Source organism: Mycobacterium sp. ELW1 (assembly GCF_008329905.1).
In the GTDB taxonomy this organism is placed as follows: domain Bacteria; phylum Actinomycetota; class Actinomycetes; order Mycobacteriales; family Mycobacteriaceae; genus Mycobacterium.
In genome coordinates this window covers 2,984,159-3,004,513 of the sequence record NZ_CP032155.1, presented here as the reverse complement: position 1 = coordinate 3,004,513, position 20,355 = coordinate 2,984,159, and the positions used below count along the sequence as shown (strand labels likewise).

The 20,355-nt window shown below is 67.2% G+C and carries 24 protein-coding genes and 1 pseudogene; 12 read left to right on the top strand and 13 right to left on the bottom strand.

What is annotated here, in order from left to right; genetic code table 11:
• The first annotated feature begins 71 nt into the window (after positions 1–71).
• The 5 genes from D3H54_RS14055 (at position 72) to D3H54_RS14035 (ending at position 4,300) form a co-directional block, all read left to right on the top strand.
• Positions 72–842 (top strand): helix-turn-helix domain-containing protein, encoded by a 771-nt coding sequence (locus D3H54_RS14055; protein WP_149379553.1) that lies wholly within the window; start codon positions 72–74, stop codon positions 840–842.
• Positions 843–949: 107 nt separating this feature from the next.
• Entirely contained in the window at positions 950–2,197 is a 1,248-nt protein-coding gene (locus tag D3H54_RS14050) for a cytochrome P450 (protein ID WP_149379552.1), read from the top strand.
• A gap of 29 nt (positions 2,198–2,226) precedes the next feature.
• Positions 2,227–2,772: a YceI family protein gene (locus D3H54_RS14045; protein ID WP_149379551.1), complete on the top strand. Its 546-nt coding sequence runs from the start codon at positions 2,227–2,229 to the stop codon at positions 2,770–2,772.
• 122 nt (positions 2,773–2,894) lie between these two features.
• On the top strand, positions 2,895–3,617 hold the full coding sequence (locus D3H54_RS14040) for a FadR/GntR family transcriptional regulator (protein ID WP_149379550.1): 723 nt from the start codon (positions 2,895–2,897) through the stop codon (positions 3,615–3,617).
• The gene (locus D3H54_RS14035; RefSeq protein ID WP_149379549.1) at positions 3,614–4,300 is read left to right on the top strand and encodes a sterol desaturase family protein; all 687 of its coding nucleotides are present in this window, start codon (positions 3,614–3,616) and stop codon (positions 4,298–4,300) included. Before D3H54_RS14040 ends, D3H54_RS14035 begins: the two co-directional genes overlap by 4 nt.
• On the opposite strand, the gene D3H54_RS14030 is transcribed toward D3H54_RS14035, so the two are convergent.
• From D3H54_RS14030 to D3H54_RS14005, 6 genes and pseudogenes are all read right to left on the bottom strand, one after another.
• Positions 4,290–5,045, bottom strand: coding sequence for a L,D-transpeptidase (locus D3H54_RS14030; protein WP_149379548.1), 756 nt, complete (start codon positions 5,043–5,045; stop codon positions 4,290–4,292). The genes D3H54_RS14035 and D3H54_RS14030 overlap by 11 nt on opposite strands.
• A gap of 150 nt (positions 5,046–5,195) precedes the next feature.
• Entirely contained in the window at positions 5,196–6,437 is a 1,242-nt protein-coding gene (locus D3H54_RS14025) for a DUF7159 family protein (protein ID WP_432246308.1), read from the bottom strand.
• 197 nt (positions 6,438–6,634) lie between these two features.
• Positions 6,635–6,979, bottom strand: coding sequence for a ferredoxin (gene fdxA / locus D3H54_RS14020; RefSeq protein ID WP_149379546.1), 345 nt, complete (start codon positions 6,977–6,979; stop codon positions 6,635–6,637).
• A gap of 107 nt (positions 6,980–7,086) precedes the next feature.
• Positions 7,087–7,655, bottom strand: a pseudogene (locus D3H54_RS14015) (lipoprotein LppJ family protein).
• A 188-nt stretch (positions 7,656–7,843) separates the two neighbouring features.
• Positions 7,844–8,698: a cyclopropane mycolic acid synthase family methyltransferase gene (locus D3H54_RS14010; RefSeq protein WP_149383532.1), complete on the bottom strand. Its 855-nt coding sequence runs from the start codon at positions 8,696–8,698 to the stop codon at positions 7,844–7,846.
• 172 nt (positions 8,699–8,870) lie between these two features.
• The gene (locus D3H54_RS14005; protein WP_149379544.1) at positions 8,871–9,110 is read right to left on the bottom strand and encodes a hypothetical protein; all 240 of its coding nucleotides are present in this window, start codon (positions 9,108–9,110) and stop codon (positions 8,871–8,873) included.
• Positions 9,111–9,270: 160 nt separating this feature from the next.
• Between D3H54_RS14005 and D3H54_RS14000 the strand changes: the two genes are divergently transcribed.
• On the top strand, positions 9,271–10,341 hold the full coding sequence (locus D3H54_RS14000) for a S1C family serine protease (RefSeq protein WP_149379543.1): 1,071 nt from the start codon (positions 9,271–9,273) through the stop codon (positions 10,339–10,341).
• A gap of 6 nt (positions 10,342–10,347) precedes the next feature.
• Positions 10,348–10,914: a chorismate mutase gene (locus D3H54_RS13995; RefSeq protein ID WP_286199236.1), complete on the top strand. Its 567-nt coding sequence runs from the start codon at positions 10,348–10,350 to the stop codon at positions 10,912–10,914.
• Here D3H54_RS13995 and D3H54_RS13990 read toward each other — a convergent pair.
• Both D3H54_RS13990 and D3H54_RS13985 read right to left on the bottom strand, forming a co-directional pair.
• Positions 10,911–11,921, bottom strand: coding sequence for a DUF4331 family protein (locus D3H54_RS13990; RefSeq protein WP_149379542.1), 1,011 nt, complete (start codon positions 11,919–11,921; stop codon positions 10,911–10,913). The two genes, D3H54_RS13995 and D3H54_RS13990, sit on opposite strands and share 4 nt — an antisense overlap.
• A gap of 18 nt (positions 11,922–11,939) precedes the next feature.
• The gene (locus D3H54_RS13985; RefSeq protein WP_149383530.1) at positions 11,940–12,815 is read right to left on the bottom strand and encodes a TIGR03854 family LLM class F420-dependent oxidoreductase; all 876 of its coding nucleotides are present in this window, start codon (positions 12,813–12,815) and stop codon (positions 11,940–11,942) included.
• Positions 12,816–12,950: 135 nt separating this feature from the next.
• On the opposite strand from D3H54_RS13985, the gene D3H54_RS13980 reads away from it, so the two are divergent.
• Positions 12,951–13,775, top strand: coding sequence for a polysaccharide deacetylase family protein (locus D3H54_RS13980; RefSeq protein ID WP_149379541.1), 825 nt, complete (start codon positions 12,951–12,953; stop codon positions 13,773–13,775).
• Here D3H54_RS13980 and D3H54_RS13975 read toward each other — a convergent pair.
• Positions 13,762–14,172 (bottom strand): SRPBCC family protein, encoded by a 411-nt coding sequence (locus D3H54_RS13975; protein ID WP_286199235.1) that lies wholly within the window; start codon positions 14,170–14,172, stop codon positions 13,762–13,764. The two genes, D3H54_RS13980 and D3H54_RS13975, sit on opposite strands and share 14 nt — an antisense overlap.
• Positions 14,173–14,236: 64 nt before the next feature.
• Here D3H54_RS13975 and D3H54_RS13970 point away from each other — a divergent pair, with 64 nt between their 5' ends.
• A complete protein-coding gene (locus D3H54_RS13970) occupies positions 14,237–14,692 on the top strand; it encodes an SRPBCC family protein (protein WP_149379540.1) in 456 nt (151 codons plus the stop codon).
• A gap of 41 nt (positions 14,693–14,733) precedes the next feature.
• A complete protein-coding gene (locus D3H54_RS13965; protein ID WP_149379539.1) occupies positions 14,734–15,237 on the top strand; it encodes a nuclear transport factor 2 family protein in 504 nt (167 codons plus the stop codon).
• A gap of 19 nt (positions 15,238–15,256) precedes the next feature.
• Here D3H54_RS13965 and D3H54_RS13960 read toward each other — a convergent pair whose 3' ends face one another.
• The 3 genes from D3H54_RS13960 to D3H54_RS13950 are packed head-to-tail and all read right to left on the bottom strand — an operon-like array spanning position 15,257 to position 17,221.
• The gene (locus tag D3H54_RS13960) at positions 15,257–15,445 is read right to left on the bottom strand and encodes a hypothetical protein (protein WP_149379538.1); all 189 of its coding nucleotides are present in this window, start codon (positions 15,443–15,445) and stop codon (positions 15,257–15,259) included.
• Between the two features lie 28 nt (positions 15,446–15,473).
• Positions 15,474–16,556, bottom strand: a complete 1,083-nt coding sequence (locus tag D3H54_RS13955) for a pyridoxal-phosphate dependent enzyme (protein ID WP_149379537.1) — start codon at positions 16,554–16,556, stop codon at positions 15,474–15,476.
• Positions 16,553–17,221, bottom strand: a complete 669-nt coding sequence (locus D3H54_RS13950) for a YoaK family protein (protein ID WP_149379536.1) — start codon at positions 17,219–17,221, stop codon at positions 16,553–16,555. The genes D3H54_RS13955 and D3H54_RS13950 overlap by 4 nt, the downstream gene beginning before the upstream one ends.
• Positions 17,222–17,318: 97 nt before the next feature.
• On the opposite strand from D3H54_RS13950, the gene D3H54_RS13945 reads away from it, so the two are divergent.
• Together D3H54_RS13945 and D3H54_RS13940 are read left to right on the top strand one after the other, a co-directional pair.
• Entirely contained in the window at positions 17,319–18,599 is a 1,281-nt protein-coding gene (locus tag D3H54_RS13945) for a cytochrome P450 (protein ID WP_149379535.1), read from the top strand.
• Positions 18,600–18,640: 41 nt separating this feature from the next.
• On the top strand, positions 18,641–19,951 hold the full coding sequence (locus D3H54_RS13940; protein WP_149379534.1) for a cytochrome P450: 1,311 nt from the start codon (positions 18,641–18,643) through the stop codon (positions 19,949–19,951).
• On the opposite strand, the gene D3H54_RS13935 is transcribed toward D3H54_RS13940, so the two are convergent.
• On the bottom strand, positions 19,904–20,320 hold the full coding sequence (locus D3H54_RS13935) for a hypothetical protein (RefSeq protein ID WP_149379533.1): 417 nt from the start codon (positions 20,318–20,320) through the stop codon (positions 19,904–19,906). The two genes, D3H54_RS13940 and D3H54_RS13935, sit on opposite strands and share 48 nt — an antisense overlap.
• Positions 20,321–20,355: the final 35 nt, after the last annotated feature.

The window sequence follows — 20,355 nt, the reverse complement described above, 5'->3', positions numbered from 1 at the left end:
CGCCGAGGTAGGCGGCGCAATTACCTTCGGGGTAATGGCGCAGCGCCACCGCCCTGGGAGATGCTGGCCCAATGAGCGGCACAGCCTTCGGCGACCTGTTGCGCGACTGGCGGCGCCAGCGTCGACTCAGCCAACTCGACCTGGCGCTGGAAGCCGACGTCTCGGCCCGGCACGTCAGCTTCGTCGAGAGCGGGCGCTCCACGCCGAGCCGAGCCATGGTGCTCCGGCTGGCGGACGCCCTGGCCGTTCCGGCTCGCGAGCAGAACCACCTGCTGCTGGCCGCCGGGCTCGCACCGGCGTATGCCGAGCGAAGCTTCGACGATCCCGCGATGGCGGCCGTGCGTGCCGGCGTTGATCGCGTGCTCGCCGCCTACGACCCGTACCCCTGTCTGGCGGTGAACCGCAATTGGGAGGTGCTGCAGATCAATTCGGGTACCGCCGTGCTGCTGGACGGGGTCGCGCCGCATCTCCTGGAGACCCCGAACGCCCTGCGAATCGCGCTGCACCCGGACGGCCTGGCGCCGCGCATTCGCAATCTGGCGCAGTGGCGCCATCACCTGCTCAGCCGGCTACGCCGCGAGGCCGGCGCCGGGAGCTCCGCCGGTCTGCTGGCCGAACTCGAGTCCTACCCCGGCGGCGAAGACGCGTCGACCGATCTCGGCGGTGTCGCGGTGCCGTTGGAGGTCGACCGGCTCGACGGGGTGTCGCTGACGTTCCTGTCGATGGTGACGACGTTCGGAACGGCGCTCGACCTGACCGCTGCGGAGCTGAGCCTGGAAGCCTTCCTGCCCGCCGACCAGGCCACCGCCGACGCGCTACGACTGACGTCAGCCGGGCAATAGAACACGTTCTAGTTGCGAGTTTCCTCAACCCGCACCCGAGGCCTCCGTGCGTGGTGTAGGCATGGGTCACCGGGCACTAGATCACGTCGTATGGAGGTGCGCTTTTTATGCCCAGTCCGAACCTGCCCCCCGGCTTCGACTTCACCGACCCCGACCTGAACAACGCGCGCTTACCCGTCGAGGAACTCGCCGAGCTACGCCGGGTCGCGCCGATCTGGTGGAACGAGCAGCCGCGCGGCGTCGGCGGTTTCGACGACGACGGCTACTGGGTCGTCAGCAAGCACAAGGACGTCAAGGAGATCTCCCGGCGCAGCGATGTGTTCTCCAGCCTGGAGAACACCGCCCTGCCGCGCTATCCGGACAATGCGGCGGTATCGCACAAGGACACCGGCCAGTTCATCCTGCTGAACATGGATGCGCCGCGGCACACCCACCTACGCCAGATCGTCTCCCGCGCGTTCACGCCGCGAGCCGTCGAGACGTTGCGGGAGAACCTGCGGGAGCGAGCCCAGGCCATCGCCAAGGCTGCCGCGGCGGAGGGTTCGGGCGACTTCGTCGAACAGGTGTCGTGTGAGCTGCCGTTGCAGGCCATCGCCGACCTGATGGGCGTTCCCCAGGACGAACGCAAGAAGCTTTTCGACTGGTCCAACCAGATGGTGGGCGAGGCAGATCCCGAGTTCCACCGCAACGACCCGCAGGGTGCCGCCGGCGAGCTGATCATGTACGGCATGCAGATGGCCGCCGACCGGACGGCCAACCCCGGCGACGACCTGGTGACCAAGCTCGTGCAGGCCGACGTCGACGGGCACAAGCTCTCCGATGACGAGTTCGGGTTCTTCGTGATCCTGCTGGCCGTGGCCGGCAACGAGACCACCCGCAACTCGATCACCCACGGCATGACGGCGTTCGCCGATTTCCCCGATCAGTGGGAGCTGTACAAGGCGCAGCGCCCGGTGACCGCGGTGGACGAGATCGTCCGGTGGGCCACCCCGGTGACGTCGTTCCAGCGGACCGCTCTGGAAGACGTCGAACTCTCGGGGGTGCAGATCAAGAAGGGCCAGCGGGTGGTGATGTCCTACCGCTCGGCCAACTTCGATGAAGAGGTGTTCGACGATCCCTTCAGCTTCAACATCCTTCGCGACCCGAACCCGCATGTCGGTTTCGGCGGTACCGGCGCGCACTACTGCCTCGGCGCCAATCTGGCCAGGATGACCATCGATCTGATGTTCAACGCGATCGCCGACCATATGCCGAACCTGACGCCACTGGACAAGCCGGAGCGGTTGCGGTCGGGCTGGCTCAACGGCATCAAGCACTGGCAGGTCGACTACACCGGGGCCGGCGCAAGCAAGTAGCTTGTGGCACAAGCCGATACAGTGCAGGCGTGACCGATACCTCCTGGACACTGACCGCCGCCGAGGGTGAACTGCAGGTTTTCACCGAGGTCGGGGGTCCTGCCGCCAAGATGGGGCATCGCCTGACCATCGCTTTTGCGTCCTGGACGGCGCAGGTCCAGTGGCGCGGGGACGACCCGGCCGCGGCCCGGCTGGTGGTCGACGTCGACTCGTTGCAGGTCGTCAGGGGTGAGGGTGGCGTGACGCCGCTGACCGGACCGGAGAAGGGCGTGGTCCGCTCGAACGCGCTGAAATCTCTGAACGCCAAGAAGTTTCCGCAGATCACCTTCGACGCCGAGACGATCAGCACGACTCCGGGCGGTTACCGCCTGGACGGCACCGTCGCGATCCACGGCACGACGCGCCCGCAATCCGTCGATCTGGCCGTCGAGGAACGCGACGGGATGTGGGTGATGTCCACCGAGGTGGCCGTGGTCCAGACCGACTTCGGGGTCAAGCCATACTCGCTGTTCATGGGGACGCTGAAGGTGGCCGACGAGGTGAAGCTGACGTTCACCGCCCGGCACCCCAGGTAGCCGCGCCGAGATCGACGTTGCGCCGGGTTTTACTCGCACTTCTCCTGCCGGTCGTCGGTGTGGGCGGCATCGCACTGGTCTGACCACTTGACCTCTGGCCAGACACGAGGCATGCTGGCGCCATGGCACTGCAGCCGGTGAGCCGGCGTTCCGTACCCGAGGACGTCTTCGAGCAGATCCTCGCCGACGTCCTCAGCGGCGAGATGCAGCCGGGCGAACCGCTGCCCAGCGAGCGCCGGCTGGCCGAGGTGCTCGGCGTTTCCCGGCCCGCCGTCCGCGAGGCCCTCAAGCGGGTCGCCGCCGCCGGCCTCGTCGAGGTCCGCCAGGGTGACGCCACCACTGTCCGGGACTTCCGCAGGCATGCCGGCCTGGACCTGCTCCCCCAATTGCTCCTGCGCGGTGGCCAACTCGACGTGTCGGTGGCCCGCAGCATTCTCGAGGCCCGCCTGCACAACGGGCCCAAGGTGGCCGAACTGGCCGCGCTGCGCCACCCGGACGGGCTGGCCGATCTGCTCGAACGATCGATCGCCGCGCTCGAATCGGCCGAGGACCCGCTCGAGCAGCAGCGGCATGCGCTGGAGTTCTGGGATCACATCGTCGACGGCGCCGACTCCATCGCATTTCGGTTGATGTTCAACACATTACGGGCCGCCTACGAGCCGGCACTGCCGGCACTGGCCACCCTGATGGCCGCCGAGGTCGGACAGACGCAGGCCTACCGCACCGTCGCCCGCGCCATCGCGGCGGGCAAACCGGACGAGGCGGCCGCTTCCGCCCGCGAACTCCTGGAACCGGCCACCACCGCTCTGGTGACAGCCCTGACCGCACTGGAGGAACAACAGTGAGTGCATCGACGAACGCCCGCCGCAGTCTCACGCTGGCCGACGCGGGCCGCGAATTCTGGCGACATCCCACGCCATGGCTGTTTCTCGTGGCACTGACCGCGGCCGTGATCGCCCGCGTCGCCGTCGGCGACTGGCGGCTCGGCGATGCGGTGGTGCCGTTCGCGGTTGCCGCGTTATTCCCGTTCCTGGAGTGGACAATTCACGTCTTCGTCCTGCACTGGCGGCCGCGCCGCATCGGCCGGTTCACCCTCGACCCGATGCTTGCCCGTAAGCACCGCGAACACCACGTCGCCCCACGAGACGTGGATCTGGTGTTCATCCCGCTGCAGTCGGCTATCGGCGCGGTGGTCTCCGCGGTGGTGATCGCGCTGTGGCTGTTCCCCCGCACCGGGATGGGGCTGACGTTCCTGGTGGTGATGCTGACCTGCGGGCTGCTCTATGAATGGTGCCACTACCTGGTGCACACCGATTACAAGCCGAAAACCGCTGCCTACCGGGTGATCTGGCGCGACCACCGGTTGCATCACTTCAAGAACGAGCACTACTGGTTCGGGGTGACCACACCGGGCACCGCCGACCGGATGCTGCGCACCTATCCCGATGCGGCCTCGGTACCGACCTCGCCGACAGCCCGGAACCTGCACGCGATCGACGCGGAAAGCCCTGCGGCAGTTAAGCGTTGATGACGACCGGGTCCCCGATGTGGACCTGGTTGAAATACCACGAGGCGTTGTCGGGGCTCAAATTGATGCAGCCGTGGCTGACATTGGCGTAGCCCTGCGAACCGACCGACCACGGCGCGGAATGCACGTACACCCCGCCCCAGGTGACGCGGACGGCGTCGTTCACGGTGAGCTTGTAGCCCTCTGGGTCGTTCAGCGGAATGCCGATGGTGCGCGAATCCATCACAACCGTGGACTGCTTCTCCAGAACATTGAAGCTGCCCACCGGGGTCGGGTGCTTGGGCTTGCCCATCGACGCCGGCATCTGACGCGCCACCTGCCCGTCGATGCTCACGGTGAACGTGTGCGCCGAGATGTCGGCGACGCCGAGCACAATCGCCCCGGTGCCGAACGTCCGCGGAATCCCGCCCGCCATCATGGTGATCTCCGAGTGCGCGGGCCAGTACTGGTCGGGCACGAACTGAACGGTCTTGTCGTCGAGCCAGTCGAAGCGCCCCGCCACCGAGGCGGGCGTCGTCACGCTGATCGTCTGCTGGGCCGCCCACCGATCGGTGATCGGCTTGGTGAACGTCACGGTGATCGGCATCGCCACTCCGACGACTTGGCCGTTGGTGGGCTGAACCGACGCGACGGTCGCTCCGTCGATGGAGGGAGCGACGGCTGCCGTGCTGGTCTGCACCGAAGCCGCCAATGACAGCATCGCGATCCCTGCGACGGCGAGTGCTCGTCGAATTGGTTTGGCCATGGCTCGGTGTCCTCACGTGGGCGAACAGCAAAGTGACAGTCTAGATGTTCCGCTCGGCGGCGCCCGCCAAACATGCGGTGACATGCCGTAACTGCGCCGTCGAGGCGTCGGAACGTGTGCAACGGTCACACGTCAGCGAAAGCCGGGCGGCTATCCCCCGTGCACGCGCTCCCAGATCCGCTGCCGCAACGTCTGCTTCGGCTCGTTCACCGGGGGCACGGTGGCCACGACCGGCGGCGCCGCTGCGGGCTCGACCGGCGGGAGTGCCTCCGGGTTGGCGTCCACCCCGGCGGGCGGTGCCTCGGGCGGCGGCGCGGGCACATTCATCGTCATCGCGACCACCGGTGCGCTGTCGAAGACAGGCTCGCCGGCGGATTGCGGCGCCTGAGCCGGACGCGACCCTTCGTCGGCAGCCTCGCTCGCCTCAGGCGCGGGCGTGGGTGCCTCCGGCGCGGTGACCGGGCGCAGCGGGGGCGTCTCCGCGGTGTTGACGACATCCCGATGCTCGGGACGCGCTGCGTGGTCGGGCAGCAGTTCGAGGCCGACAGCCACCGAAGCGGACACCACGAACGCCACCACACCACCGGCCAGCAGGGCCGTCGCGCCGCGCAACGCCACCGATTCGCGGCGGCGGGCCGGCGGCGGCACCGGGAGGTCGAACAGGTGGTCGTCGAACACGCCGATGCCGTTCACCGAGGCCAGGGCCGCACCGCGGGCCAGCGCCAGTTCGGCCTCGGCGGGCGCGAACACCGGAATGCCCAGCATCTGCTCGAGGCTGCGGGCGATCGGCTCCAAACCGTCGCCCGAGCCCAGCAGTACCAGGCCGTCGGGCTCCCATTCGCTGGCGCCCAGCAGCTGGGACAGCCAGTCGATCAGGTCCTCGTCGGTTTCCAGGGCGTAGCTCACGGCGGTCTGCACCGTGCCCTCGTGCGCATCGACGATCAGCGCGACGATGACCTCGGGCTCGACGACGCACACCGCGGTGACGTCGGATCCGATGACCTGTCCGATTCCACGCGCGAACGCCTCGGTGGCCTCGGGCAAGCGAATGGGGATCACGTTGGCGAAACCACAGTCGGCCAGCGAGTCGAGCAACAGCGACGCCTCGACGGAGGCGTCGTCGCTCCAGGTCACACCGATGGATTGCAGGCGCTGACCGCCCGCGATGGCCTGTGTGCGCGACAGCGCCTCGGCGACGAACTCCGAGGTGGTCACGGGGCTGAACCCACCGCGGCGCACCTCGAAGGCGTCATGGCCTTTCGTGGCGCCTTCGGCTCCGTCGCCTTCGACCAGGACGAGGCCGACGGTGGTTGGGGTCATCGACAGTCCCAGGACGGTCTCCAACTTGAAGCACTCCTCTCCGGTGCAGACTTCGCTGGCCTCACACAGCACGCACAAAGGCACCAATGGCCTGACGGGCGTACTTCGCTGGAAGCGCCGGAAGCGAACCGGGACAGCGTGGTCGTCTTCGATCTCCGTGGAGCCTACCCGCAGCGGCTTATACCGGCGAATGAGCGCCGTGTGATCCCGCTACGGCGACAATGCGATAACGGTGGGCTCGACGATGTCGACGAGGAGTGCGGCGCCGGTCAGGACTGGTGTACCGGCAGCGCGGCGACCAGTGGGGTGTCCACCCCGACCGCGCCGAACTCGCAGGCCCCGCCCGGATTGCCGATCGGGGCGTCGCGGCCCGGCAAAACCTCGGTGAAGAAGGCCGCGTTGTCGGCGAGGAACTTCTTCTCTTCCTCCGGCAGGTCGGATTCGAAGTAGATCGCGTCGACCTCGCACAAGATCCGGCACGCGCCGCATTCCACGCATTCGACGGGGTTGATGTACATGGTCCGGTCACCCTCGTAGATGCAGTCAACCGGGCATTCCTGCATGCAGGCCTTGTGCTTGACGTCGACACACGCACTGCTGATCACGTAGGTCATGAACCGATTCTATGTGTGACCCGCCGTACCAGGTACGGGTTGAAGGCCCCGGATTCAGGGACCAAAGTCCCTAGTCCGATGGGGCCGGCCCCGGGGATCCGGCCAGCTCAGCGGCGGAGCGCGGCGGAGACGTCCACCCACCCGGTGGCATCTCTGCGGTGATCCGTGGTGTTCGGCATTCGCCGTAGATCTGCATGGTGGCCCGGTTGCTGGTGTCGTCCGTGCGGAAGTAGATGACGGTGACCCCGTCCCGGGTGAAGGTCCGCCCACCCGGGTGACGATTCGGCGGCATCGCCTCGGTCCAGCCGCCGGTCTTCATGGCCGTCGCGATCGCGTCGAAGTACTTCGGCGTCTCCAGCACCCCCGGCACGTCGAAGTTGAGGTAGATGGCACCCTGGTACGGCGGCTCGTCGGCATTCGCGCATGACATGAGCAGGTAACTGGCGCTGACGTTCGTCAGCGTGCCGGTCCCGGCGATCTCGCGAGCCGGCCCGAGCACCTGCGCTCTGGCCTGGTCGTCGGTGAGCGGCTCCGCCACCGGATCCACCGCCGCACCTCGCAGGTCCCGAAAGTGGTGCAGCGCAACGAAACTCAAGCCCATTGTCAAACTGACCAGCAGCGCTGCGGCGATGAGCAGCACCGCGGGCCGAGAGCGAAGCACGGTCGCGGCGGGCATCTCATCACGATAGTGACACCCAGCAGAGGACCAATGGCCCTATGAGGTGTGGGCCTTCGGCCCGCGACGGTGGGACGATCCGGCCCCTAACGTCAAGAACGACATCGTGATGCTGGCGCACGCCGGGGGATGCGTCGCGGTGATGCCCGATCACCCGTGCGGGGTGAAGCCGGGGGCTGGCCGCAGCGTCAGCCCTTGGCCAGGGTGAACTGGCAGATGTCGGTGTAGCCCTCTCGGAACAGGTCAGCGCAGCCGGTCAGGTACTTCATATACCGGTCGTACACCTCGCGTGACTGCAAGGTGAGCGCCTCTTCCTCGTTTTCCTGCAGTGCGTCCGCCCAGATTTCCAGCGTGCGGGCGTAATGCAGGCGCAGCGGGTGGACCCGGTCGACGGTGAAGCCCGCGCGGGTCGCATGCTCCTGCACGTCCGTCACCTTCGGCAACCGGCCGCCGGGGAAGATCTCGTCCATGATGAACTTGAAGAACTTCAGGTGCCGCATGGTGATCGGCACGCCGCGCGCCGCGAAGTCTTCGTCGCTCGGCAAAACGATGGAGTGCAGCAACATCACTCCATCGGCGGGCAGCGCGTCGTAGGCCATCGTGAAGAAGGCCTCGTAACGGTCGTAGCCGAAGTGCTCGAATGCGCCTATCGACACAATGCGATCGACCGGCTCGTCGAACTGCTCCCAGCCTTCGAGAAGAACCCGCTTGGACCGCGTACTGGCCGAATCGTCGAACTGCTGCTGGACGTGCAAAGCCTGATTCTTGCTGAGGGTCAGGCCGATGACGTTGACGTCGTACTTCTCCAGGGCCCGCATCATCGTCGCGCCCCAGCCGCAGCCGATGTCCAGCAAGGTCATACCGGGCTGCAGCCCGAGCTTGCCCAGCGACAAATCGATCTTGGCGATCTGCGCCTCTTCCAGCGACATGTCATCGCGTTCGAAGTAGGCACAGCTGTAGGTCTGCGTCCGGTCCAGGAACAGCCGATAGAAATCATCAGACAGGTCGTAGTGGTGCTGCACGTCGTCGAAGTGCGGCTCCATATGCTGCGTTTTCGCGGGTGTATTCAAAGCTCGATGTCCTATTCTTGCGTCTGCATTCCGGCCCACCCCCGCGAGACCAGTCGCACTCCCCTCGTGACGTTCCCGGGTAGCCTACGCGACCGCACTCAATCTCCCCACTTGAGCAAACTGGAAGGGAGCTGGGTGTGAGCTGTCACGAAGATCTATCGGCATCCTCGTTTTTGCCGTAAATGGGCTGTCCTTCCTCGTCAAGCCAGTCGTTGACCGCCGTGCCGGTCACTGTGTTGTCCGATCCTGGCAACACCGCCGTGGGTCGGTCCTCGTAAGCCGTCATCATTTCTTTAGCTTTTGCCTTCGCGTTCTCATCCGGCACCGGCTTTTCACCGTGCGGTCGCTTCTCGTCGGGTCTTTCGGAGCCTTCTGGATTGCTCACGTTCGGATTCCTTCGCGTCGATGCCGGGGGGACGTGATGCTGGAACCGGACTGCCCACAAATGTGATGCACCAAACAGCGCTGGCGCGCTCAGCAACGCCGCGAGCGGCCAAAAGGCCACCCGAATGTTATGTGGGCCGCTTTTCGGGCAAAGTTGAGTCATGGACGCAATGCCATTTCGTCATGGGCGCCGGCTGTCGACCGTGCTGGCTGCCCTTCTCTTGGTGCCCGGCCTGCTCACCGCGCCGGCCCACGCCGCTCCGGTACACGTCGGGCCGGCTCCCTTGACGCCGCTCGATCAGTCCACCGTGCTCGGTCAGGTCACCCCCGGTCTGGTCGACATCAACACGACCCTCAACTACCAGAGCGCAGTCGGCGCGGGCACCGGCATCGTCGTCGATCCCAGCGGCGAGGTGCTGACCAACAACCACGTCATCGAGGGCGCCACCGGCATCACCGCGACCAGCCTGGCCAACGGCCGCACCTATCCCGTCGACGTGATCGGCTACGACCGCGCCAACGACATCGCGCTGGTGCGGCTGCGCGGCGCGGGTGATCTGCCGGTCGCCTCACTGGGCACCTCGTCGAACCTGGCGGTCGGTGACCCGATCGCCGCGATCGGCAATGCCGGCGGCGCCGGCGGTGCGCCGAGCTTCTCCCCGGGCACCATCACCCAGCTGGGCGCCTCGGTTCGCGCGTCCGACGAATCCGGCGGCGGCTCACGCGAACTCACCGATCTGATCCGGGTCGCCGCCGATGTCCGGCCCGGCGACTCGGGTGGCCCGCTGGTCAACGCCGCCGGTCAGGTGGTCGGAGTGACCGTCGCGGCCACCTTGACCTACCGGATGGGCAATGTGCGCGGTGGCGAGGGCTTCGCCATCCCGATCGACCGCGCACTGGGCGTCGCGGGAGCGATCCGCTCCGGCGGTGGCCCCGGCATCCATATCGGCGACACCGCGTTCATCGGCGTCGGAATTGCCGACCCGGGCCCCGGCGCGCCGCCCGGAGCAGTTGTGCGCCAAGTACTTCCGGACACCGCGGCTCGCGGAGCGGGGCTTGCGCCGGGTGACGTCATCACCGCCGCGGACGGGATCGCCATCAACACCGCCACCGACCTCTCCAACTTCATGGACACCCATCGCCCGGGTGACACCATCACGTTGAGCTGGATCGACCGGGAGGGCGCTCCGCGCAGTGCGCCCATCGTTCTCGGCTCCGGGCCGGTCGGCTGATCTCCGATGACCACCGGCCTGGCGCGCGGCGCCGCAGCGATGATGACGATGATGGCGGTCGGGACGGCCGCGCCGGCCTGGGCGGATTCGCCCGAGCCGCTGTACGACCTGGTCGATGCCGCGGCGCAGCGCTTGCAGACCGCGGATGCGGTGGCGGCCAACAAATGGCTGACCGGCGGACCGATCACCGACCCGGCGCGGGTCACGGTGGTGCTGGACGCGGTGTCCAAGGACGCCGAATCCCGAGGTGTGTCAACCGATTACGTGACCACGGTGTTCACCAACCAGATCAACGCGACCGAGGCCGTCGAGTATGCGCGGTTCGCCGGCTGGAAGTTCGACCCGGCCGGGGCGCCCACGTCCGCCCCCGACCTGGCGTCATCCCGCTCGATCATCGACGGCCTGAACCGCCAGATGGTCGAGCAGATCGCCGCCCAGTGGCCGGTGTTGAGCTCGCCCGGGTGCCGAGCCGAGCTGGACGCGGCCAAGAACGACGTGGCCGGACAGCGCCAGTTCGACGATCTCTACCGCACCGCGCTGGACTCGGCGACCCGGTCGTACTGCGGGTCCTAACCCGCCGGGTGCGGGTTGCCCAGGTACGGAAAGACGTCGAGGGTGTCGGTGTGGGGAGCGAGACCGCTTGGCGGGCAATCACCCTTGGTCAGGAACGCCAACCGGTAGTCGATGACGTCATCTCTGAACGTCCGTCCGTTGGGGTACTTCGCCGGTTTCGCGGGATCGAAGGTCAGCATGTCCGGCAGCGTGCCCTCGGTGTCGATCGCCTCGATGGCCTCGTCGTCGGTGTAGCCGCCGGTATGTCCCATCAAGTGGATGAACTGCCCGATCCAGCGCTCCCGATCGCGGATCGGCTCGCTGGCGTTGTACTCCTCTTTGGTGTCGTCGGTGTTGAAGAAACTGCTCACCGAAGGATGCCCGGCGCGGTCGACGTGCAGCAGTTCGCCGTCGCGGTTCAGGCTGCAGCGCCCCCAGATCCGAAGGTCGGGATCAGGCGCCAGCTCCGCGGTCGGCAGTTCGATGGCGATCGAGAACACGTTGGCCGTCAGATTGGAGTCCACCCCGGTCCACGGTGACTCACCACCGAGGTGCGGCGCGGTGAAGTTGCGTCCGCCGGTGGTGTCGAACAGATTCTTGATGCCGTCGAAGTCGAAGAAGAACGCATCGCTGCGCGCGCCGGCGGCGAAGGTGTAGCCGTCCGACTGGACGACGTTCGCGTTTTCGCCGAAGGACACCTCGACGTTCTCGAAGATCTTCTCCCCCACCGCATACGGTGATTCCGCTTCGTCGCCGACAGCCTTGAAGACGTCGACCGTCTGCCGCCCGTCCTCGGGCGCCGAGAACACGAAGCTGAACGCGATGTCGTTGCGCAGGTCACCGTTGCTGTCGACGGCCAGCCGATAGATGGCATCGGGATGCAGCGCGTCGGCGTTCGGGTTGGCGTTCAGGATGAGCACCGTGCGGGCGGGGTCGGAGGGCGACTGAAATGCATAGAGATCGCACAGATCCAGCCGTTGATCGCCCAGTGGTGGACCCAGACTCAAGCCGGTGAAATGGTTCGACATCAACGAAACCTTGCCGGATCAGTTCTGCCGGGGCAACAGCTCGTGGATGAAACGTTCGATGAACTCGTCGGCGGGGGTGTCGCCGACCGGTCGGATGACGAACTTGCTCAGCCCCGCGGCGATCAGCCCGTCGAGTTGCCGGTGCAGCTGCGACCAGTCGTCTGCGATCAGTTCGGACGGATCCACGTCGGAGCGTCGGGACCGGACTGCGGCGGCGACCTCGTCGGGCAGGTGCCCGTCGGCAACGGCCAGGCTCAGCCCGTAGTGGTCCGGTTCGACCGTGCGGCCCGCCTCCGCCGCGGCGCGCTCGATGCTCTCCCGGGCCACCCGCGCCTCGTCGGCAGTGAGGAAGCTGCCCAGCCAGCCGTCAGCCAGCCGTCCGATCCGGCGAAATGCCGCCGGTGCCGAACCGCCGAGCCAGACCTCGACCGGCACCGGCGGACGGATGCCCAGCGAAACGCCGGCGAGCTGAAAGTACTTGCCGTCGAAGGTGACAGCGTCGCCAGTGAGCAACGCGCGCAACACTTCCAGCGCCTCGTCGAACACCGCCGCGCGCTGCCCGTCGGGCACCGGAAACAGGTCCCACTCCGCCTTCGACGCGGGGCGCAGACCGAATGCCGGCAGCACCCGCTTGGGGCCGAGGGCGGCCAGCGATGCCAGCTGTTTGGCGACCAGAACCGGGTTGCGCCCGGGCAGCACCGCCACCGAGGTGCCGACTTTGAGGCGGGTGGTGCGCCCCAGCGTGTACGCCATTCCGGCGAACGGGTCGACGGCCGGGGTGTACACCAGCTCGGAAAACCACAGGGAGTCGATGCCGGCCGCCTCGAGCCGGTCCACGACGCGGGGCAGATCCTCGACTCCGCTACCGAAGCTGATCCCGAAGCGGATCTTCACGTCGCTCACCTCGCCACGGTAGCCCGGTCCGGGCGGCGACACAGCGGCGGATGTACCGGGTTTCGGCGGTCGCACAGCTTAGCCTATCGGTGTGACGGGTGTTACAGATGTGACTTGGGGTTGTGGGATCGTGACGTGCCCGAGGTAACCCGCCGCCAGTTCGTGATCGGGTTGTTCGCCTCGGCCGGACTGGTCGGCGCGTCCAGCGCGATCGCGATGTCACAGACGAATCCTCCGCCGGCGGCCAAGGCTCCCCCGCCGCCGCTCGGCGCAGCGCCACTACTGCCCCCACCGCCGACCACGGCGCGTATCCCGTTGCCGGGCGGCGGCGAACTGACCAGGATCCCCGGCAAGGGCGACCTGCTGGCCCTCACCGTCGACGACGGGGTGGACTCCGAGGTGGTCCGGCTCTACACCCAGTTGGCCAAGGACACCGGGATCCGGCTCACCTTCTTCGTCAACGGGGTCTACGACTCCTGGCGCGACAACGCGGCCCTGTTGCGGCCGCTGGTGGACTCCGGCCAGATTCAGCTCGGCAACCACACGTGGTCCCACCCCGACCTGACCACACTGACCAAGGAGCAGGTCGCCGACCAGTTGCAGCGCAACGACCAGTTCCTGCGCAACACGTTCGGTGCCGATGCCACACCGTATTTCCGACCGCCGTACGGCAGTCACAACGACACCGTCGACGCGGTGGCCGCCGATCTGGGATACCGCGTTCCGACCCTGTGGGCGGGCTCGCTGGCCGACTCCACACCGGTGGCCGAGGACTTCATCGTGAAGATGGCCGATCAGTACTTCATCCAGCAGAACATCGTGATCGGCCACCTCAACCATCCGCCGGTCACGCACGTCTTCCCCGCACTGGTCGACGTCATCCGGTCGCGCAATCTGCGCACGGTCACCCTCAACGACGTGTTCCTGCAGCCGGAGATCCCCCACGTCACGTCTGCGTAGCGGCCAGAGAGTCGATGCGGCGCAACGCAATCGCACACACCGTGGTGTAGGGCGCCGCCCACCACGGCACCTCGAACCAGACCCGGCACCCGCCCGCCGCCGGCTCGACACCGTGAGCGGTGGCCGGCACCCCGGCCACTGACCACGCCCACCGTCGCCCGGCATCGAATTCGGTCACCGTGAACGGGACCCGGACACCACCGATCGCCCACACCGTTCCGGTGGAGCCGGCCTCCAGATGCCTGCCGCCGGAGTCGAGGGCGGCCCGGCTGATCGACGGGCCCCACCGGGGCCAGGCCGCCAGATCCGTCAGCACGGTCCAGACCGCGTCGGGCGGGGACGCCACTACGCGGTCCACGATCACCATCGGCAGCCGAACTCGCACACCAAACCCCATGTCTGCCAACGCTACGCCGCATAGTCGTTCGGGCCGGGGCGCCGGCTGCATAGGATCAGGTCCCATGGAAGGCTCCGCGACAGTGCACATGGCCGCACCGGCAGACAAGATCTGGCATGTCATCGCCGACATCACCAGAACCGGCGAGTTCTCACCGGAGGTGTTCGAGTCCGAATGGCTCGACGGCGCCACCGGCCCGGCGCTGGGCGCGAAGTTCCGCGGGCATGTGCGGCGCAACGAGATCGGCCCGGTCTACTGGACCACGTGCCGCGTCACCGCCTGCGAACCGGGACGCGAATTCGGCTTCGCCGTCCTCGCCGGCGACAAGGCGCTCAACAACTGGCACTACCGCCTCGAGCCCAGCGGTGACGGCACCGATGTGACCGAATCCTTCTGGATGCCGAAATCGGCGCTCATACGGGTGTTCGAGGTGTTCGGCGGATTTCTGCGAGTCCGGCGCAACGAACGCGACATGCGGACAACGCTGGAACGGATCAAGAAGGTCGTCGAGAACAACTGAATCCTCGCCGCGGGTGCCGGTCGGTTTGATACAACCGGTGCATGGGTCGGTGGTCACGCGAAGAGATTGAGTCCGCGTTCGAGGAACACAAGCAGGTCGTCGTCGGTATCGCCGACAGCTGGGACTGGTCGCGGTTCGCCGACCAGTTCACCGAGGACGCCACATACGTCGAACATTCCTACGGCACGTTCCATGGCCGGGAAGCGATCCGGAAATGGATCGTCAACACCATGAACACTTTTCCCGGCACCGAGATGCCGTGGTTCCCGTCGACCTGGCACTCCATCGACGTGGACAAGGGCTGGGTCATCTGCGAGTTCCAGAACCGGATGCGCGATCCCGGCGACGGCAGCATCCACGAGGAGCCCAACATCTCCGTGCTCAAGTACGCCGGTGACGGACTGTGGAGCTACGAGGAAGACGCCTACAACCCGATGAATTTCATGCCGATGGTCAAGGGCTACATCGAGGCGTCGAAGAAGTTGGGAACCATCTCCGAGGATGCGGTGACGTTCGCCCGCACGATGAGGTGGGACCTGGCCTGACGCATCGTCGGTTCGGCTGTCAGTCGGAGCTGCCCTCGGTGTCGTCGAAGAAGCTCCACTCACCGTCGTGCTCGACCTCCATCCGCCAGCCCAGCTCGGAGTTGTCGGCTCTGGAGTCCACGAACCAGGCGTGCGCGTCCTCGGCGCTCTCGATGTCTTTGGTGTCGACGATCTCGCCATGCGGGTTGGTCACGCGGTAAGTTGCCATGCCTCATACGTTCCCGCTGGAGCGCGGTTCAATCTCCGGGATGCTTGAGACCCGCGCCGCACAACGGAATCACCACGTCGCCGTTGGCCAACACATCGTTGATCCGCTCCCAGTCGGGGCCTGATCGGGCGGCGGCGCCGGCCGCCGCCGCGTAACAGACCGCTGCCGTCGGCTCGACGAACAGGCCCTCACGAGCCAGCGCCTGACGCCCCGCCACGATCGCGTCGTCGTCGACGGTGACGATCGTGCCGCCCGAATCGCGCACCGCGGCCAGGATCTGCTCGGCGCGGGGCGGCGCGGTGATCGCGATGCCCTCGGCCACCGTGGACCCCAGGGCCGCAACTCGGCCGTCCCACCCCGCCGCCAGCGGTGCACACCCGGCCGCCTGGACCGCGATCAGCGCCGGCATCCGGTCGGCCAGACCGGCGGCGACCAACTCGGTGAAGGCGAGGTGGCAGCCCAGCAGCAGCGTCCCGTTGCCGACGGGAACCAGCACCGCCGACGGCAGCGTGCGTCCGTTCTGCTGCCAGATCTCGTATCCGTAGGTCTTCACGCCGTGCACGAAATACGGGTGGTAGACGTGACTGGCGTAGAAGATGCCGGGGCGCTGCGCGATCCGGGCCGCCGCGGCAGCGGTCGCGGCGCGGTCCCCCTCCACCAGCGTCAGTGCGGCGCCGTGCGCGCGGATCTGGGCGAGCTTCTCCGGCGAGGTCGCCTCCGGAACCAGCACCTGGCAGTCGATGCCGGCCCTGGCGAGATACGCGGCGGCCGCGGTTCCGGCATTGCCGCTGCTGTCCACAACGGCCTCCCGGACCCCGAGCCGATCAGCGAGCGCCGCCAGGACCACCGCGCCGCGATCTTTGAAAGACAGGGTGGGACTGAAGAATTCGAGCTTGAACCGGACGGCCGGCAGCGTCGTCGACGGAATCATCGGGGTGTTTCCTTCACCGAGGGTGATCGATGCGCCGACCGGTACCGGCAACACGGAATCGCCCTCGGGTCGCCACGTCTCGATGACGTCGAGTACCCCGCCACACGGGCATCGCCACACCAGCGCGGCGACGTCGAATTCCCGGCCGCACGAGCGGCATTGCAGCGGCGGCAGATTCATGGCTCCACTCCCTTGCGTTCGTCGATGACGAACAGGATCAGCGTGACGAACAGGACGGCGGCCGGGATCCAGATCGCGTGCACGCTCCAGGCGCGGGTGGCGAACGCGCCGACCACCGCGCCGCCGGCGAAGAACACCGTCAATGCGGCGTAGGTGGTGAACGCCTGCCGCGCGGTCGCGTCGCGGTCCACGAAACCGGTGTAACCGCTTTCCACCAGACGCATCAGGTTGCCGGTGGTCGCCACCGGCAGATACACGAAATCACCGATGTTGCGGAACAACCCGATCTGCATGGCCGCGACGAACGAGATCGGCACCGTCACATAGCTGTGCGCCACCGTGGTCGGTACGAACCCGATGATGAACAGCACCACCGCCTGCACCAGCATCGTCCAGCGCAGCGGATGCTTCAGGTACCGCTCCACCCGGCCCGACTTCAGATGCGACGCCAGCCCCACGCCGGCGAAGAACGCCAGCAGCGGCCACACATGCGCGAGCGCCGCGCTGAGTTTGCCCTGACTCGTGTCCAGCGCGAAGAGGATGACGTTGGCTGTCTGCACGTTCGCGAACACCCCGCCGCGGGCGAGGTAGGTGTAGGCGTCCAGGAAGCCGTTTGCCAGCGTGAGCAGCAGGCCGAAACGCAGTGTCGTCGAGGTGCGCGTCATCGTGGGAGCAAGCTTGCCTGAATCCGGAAATGAACACGACCGTGGGTGAAGAGAATCTACTGTCGTACTAACCGCAGCGACGACGGAACGGATTCGCATGGGCATCGCCACTCGAGTCAATGGTCAGCAGCCGCCCGAAATGGCGCTCGAGGACATCAATCTCGGCACCTTCGAGTTCTGGGGCATGGACGACGCGCTGCGCGACGGCGCGTTCGCCACTCTGCGCCGCGAGGCCCCGATCAAGTTCTTCCACGAGGTGGAGTTCGAGGGTATCGAGGCAGGCCCCGGCCACTGGGCGTTGACCAAGCTCGACGATGTCTTCTACGCCAGCCGCCACCCGGACATCTTCAGCTCCTATCCGAACATCACGATCGGCGATCAGATCCCGGAGGTCGCCGAGTACTTCGGCTCGATGATCGCGCTGGACGACCCGCGGCACGCGCGGCTGCGCAACATCGTGCGCAGTGCCTTCACCCCCAAGGTGGTGGCCCGCACCGAGGCGTCGGTGCGCGACCGTGCGCAGCAACTGGTGTCGGCGATGATCGCCAACCATCCGGACGGCAATGCCGAGCTGGTCACCGAGCTCTCCGGTCCGCTGCCGCTGCAGGTCATCTGCGACATGATGGGCATCCCCGAGGACGACCACGACCGGATATTCCACTGGACCAACATCATTCTCGGTTTCGGCGACCCGGACCTGACCACCGACTTCGACGAGTTCCTCAAGGTGGCCTTCGATATCGGCGCCTACGCCACCGCGCTCGCCGAGGACCGGCGGATCAACCCACGGGAGGACCTGACCACGTCGTTGGTGGCGGCCGAGGTCGACGGGGAGCGGCTGACGTCGGCCGAGATCGCCTCGTTCTTCATCCTGCTGGCCGTCGCGGGAAACGAGACCACCCGCAACGCGATCAGCCACGGCGTGCTCGCGCTGACCCGCTATCCCGAGCAGCGTGAGATCTGGTGGAACGACTTCGCCGGCGTCACCGACACCGCGGTCGAGGAAGTGGTGCGCTGGGCGTCGCCGGTGATCTACATGCGCCGCACCGTCACCCGCGACGTCGAACTCAGCGGGGTCACGATGGCCGAGGGTGACAAGGTCACCATGTGGTACGCCTCGGCCAACCGCGACGAGGAGAAGTTCGCCAACCCGTACCTCTTCGACGTCACCCGCACCCCCAACCATCACGTCGGGTTCGGCGGCGGCGGCGCCCACTTCTGCCTCGGCGCCAACCTCGCCCGCCGCGAGATCGCCGTCGTGTTCGAAGAACTGCACCGCCGCATCCCCGATATCGCGGTCACCGAGGAGCCCTCGATGCTGCTGTCCGCGTTCATCCATGGCATCAAACGGCTGCCGGTGAGCTGGACACCCGCCTGACATTGTGGCGCGGACGGTGCGGCACTCGTAGCGTGATGGACATGAAGCAGCGGGTGCACTGGTTGGTGATGCACGGCGTGATCCGAGCGGCGGCCAGTGCGGCGGCCCGTCGCGGCGACCCACAGGCCCGGATGGCGTTCGACCCGGCCGTGCGCGCCGACCCGGTCTCATTCTTCGAAGAGATGCGTCCCCAGGGTCCGATGCTTCCCACTCGAGTGGGGTACCTGACTCTCGACCACGCGGTCGCCCACGAGCTCCTGCGCTCCGACGATTTCCGGGTGATCATCCTCGGCGGAAACCTGCCCAAGCCGCTGCGCTGGGTGGAGCGCCGCACCCGCGACGACCTATTGCATCCGCTGCGGCCGCCGTCCCTGCTGGCGGTCGAGCCCCCCGAACACACCCGGTACCGCAAGACCGTCTCGTCCGTGTTCACCTCGCGCGCCGTGACCGCGCTGCGGGACCGGGTCGAGGACACCGCGGCGGACCTGCTCGACCAGCTGTCCGACGGTCCCGGCGTCGTCGACATCGTCGAGCGGTATTGCGCGCAGTTGCCCGTTTCGGTGATCGGCGACATCCTCGGCGTCCCGGAAGCCGACCGGCCGCGGATTCTGGAATTCGGCGAGCTCGCCGCTCCGAGCCTGGATGTCGGATTGTCCTGGTCGCAGTACCAGCGGGTGCAAAAGGGACTTGCCGGATTCAACCTGTGGCTGGCCGCGCACCTGCAACAGCTTCGCGAGCATCCCGGCGACGACCTGATGAGCCAGCTGATCGTCGCCTCGGACGAGGGTCAGCACCTCGATGAGAACGAACTGGCCGGCGTCGCCGGGCTGGTACTGGCCGCCGGGTTCGAGACCACAGTCAACCTGCTGGGCAACGGAATCCGATTGCTCCTCAACTCCCCCGACCAGCTTGCTCGGCTGCAGGAGGATCCGTCACTGTGGCCGGGCGCCGTCGAAGAGATCCTGCGCCTGGAGTCGCCCGTGCAGCTGTCGGCGCGGATCGCCCTGCGAGACACCGAGGTAGCCGGCGCAACGGTTCGGGCGGGCGAGATGGTGGCGATCTATCTCGCGGCGGCCAACCGTGACCCGGCGGTGTTCGAAGACCCGCACCGCTTCGACGTCAGCCGCCCCAATGCCGGTAAACACCTTGCCTTTTCGGGCGGACGGCATTTCTGCCTCGGGGCCGCGCTGGCGCGAGCCGAGGGCGAGGTGGGTCTGCGCCGGTTCTTCACGCATTTCCCGGAGGCGCAGCTCGCCGGGCTCGGCAGCCGCCGCGACACCCGGGTGCTGCGCGGCTGGGCCGAGCTACCGGTCAGCCTCGGCGCGCCCGGGCTGATCACCTCGCGCGACTGACTCGGCGCGATCCTCGTCGGAGACCCGGGGGTCGAGCGCGTCGGCGTGCTGGGCGCGTTCGTCGAGTTCGTCGCGGTGAGCGGCCGCCTCGGTGCGATGATTTTCGGCGTTCTCCTGCAGGCGGGCCGCTTCAGCAGCTTTGGCTTCCGCTTCGGCCTGCGCTGCACGGGCTTTGGCTGCGGTTTCCTCCGCCAGCGCCTCACGCCGCTGCACCTTGACTTCCTTCTGGCGGACCTCCTCGCGGATTTCCTCGGCCTGCGCGACCCGGCGGCTGATCTGGCGTTTACGGCCGACCCAGACCAGCGCTCCGATCACGATCAGCGCGGCGACTACGGCGATGACTATCCACACGACATTGTTCGAGGCCATCCTGGCTCCTTCAGTGGAGGGGCCGCTGATACGGC